The 1,686-nt window shown below is 48.6% G+C and carries 1 rRNA gene; it reads left to right on the forward strand.

Annotated elements, in window-relative coordinates:
* Positions 1–36 precede the first annotated feature (36 nt).
* Positions 37–1,556, forward strand: a 16S ribosomal RNA gene (locus tag I130_RS00120).
* Positions 1,557–1,686: the final 130 nt, after the last annotated feature.

A 1,686-nucleotide genomic window follows, 5' to 3' on the forward strand; every position in this document is an offset into this window, starting at 1 on the left:
AACAGACCTTGTAATTGTTACAATATTTAAAAATTAACGATGAAGAGTTTGATCCTGGCTCAGGATGAACGCTAGCGGCAGGCTTAACACATGCAAGTCGAGGGGTAACGGGGTGCTTGCACCGCCGACGACCGGCGCACGGGTGCGTAACGCGTATACAATCTACCTTGTAGAGGGGAATAGCCCAGAGAAATTTGGATTAATGCCCCATAGTATTATGAAATAGCATTATTTTATAATTAAACATTTATGGCTACAAGATGAGTATGCGTTCTATTAGTTAGTAGGTAAGGTAACGGCTTACCTAGACTTCGATAGATAGGGGTCCTGAGAGGGAGATCCCCCACACTGGTACTGAGACACGGACCAGACTCCTACGGGAGGCAGCAGTGAGGAATATTGGACAATGGGCGAGAGCCTGATCCAGCCATGCCGCGTGCAGGAAGACGGCCCTATGGGTTGTAAACTGCTTTTATAGAGGAAGAAACACTCCCACGTGTGGGAGCTTGACGGTACTCTACGAATAAGGATCGGCTAACTCCGTGCCAGCAGCCGCGGTAATACGGAGGATCCAAGCGTTATCCGGAATCATTGGGTTTAAAGGGTCCGTAGGCGGGACAATCAGTCAGCGGTGAAAGTCTGTGGCTCAACCATAGAATTGCCATTGATACTGTTGTTCTTGAATACTTATGAAGTGGTTGGAATATGTAGTGTAGCGGTGAAATGCATAGATATTACATAGAACACCGATTGCGAAGGCAGATCACTAATAAGTCATTGACGCTGATGGACGAAAGCGTAGGTAGCGAACAGGATTAGATACCCTGGTAGTCTACGCCGTAAACGATGGTTACTAGCTGTTCGGTCGCAAGACTGAGTGGCTAAGCGAAAGTGATAAGTAACCCACCTGGGGAGTACGTTCGCAAGAATGAAACTCAAAGGAATTGACGGGGGCCCGCACAAGCGGTGGAGCATGTGGTTTAATTCGATGATACGCGAGGAACCTTACCAGGGCTTAAATGTAGATTGACAGGGGTGGAAACACCTTTTCCTTCGGGCAATTTACAAGGTGCTGCATGGTTGTCGTCAGCTCGTGCCGTGAGGTGTCAGGTTAAGTCCTATAACGAGCGCAACCCCTGTTGTTAGTTGCCAGCGAGTCATGTCGGGAACTCTAACAAGACTGCCAGTGCAAACTGTGAGGAAGGTGGGGATGACGTCAAATCATCACGGCCCTTACGTCCTGGGCCACACACGTGCTACAATGGTAGGGACAGAGAGCAGCCACTGGGCGACCAGGAGCGAATCTACAAACCCTATCACAGTTCGGATCGGAGTCTGCAACTCGACTCCGTGAAGCTGGAATCGCTAGTAATCGCATATCAGCCATGATGCGGTGAATACGTTCCCGGGCCTTGTACACACCGCCCGTCAAGCCATGGAAGCTGGGGGTACCTGAAGTCGGTCACCGCAAGGAGCCGCCTAGGGTAAAACTGGTAACTGGGGCTAAGTCGTAACAAGGTAGCCGTACCGGAAGGTGCGGCTGGAACACCTCCTTTCTAGAGATTTTGCCGTTTTAAAAGGCAAAACGCAATTACATCAAAAAGGTTCTCAAGAGACCCTTTTGGTCTTAATTCCTGTCAATTTAATTATATTATAATAGTAAAGAGTGAAATGTGAAGAGTGAAT

Origin of the sequence: Gillisia sp. CAL575 (assembly GCF_000403785.1) — a bacterium.
Taxonomy (GTDB): domain Bacteria; phylum Bacteroidota; class Bacteroidia; order Flavobacteriales; family Flavobacteriaceae; genus Gillisia.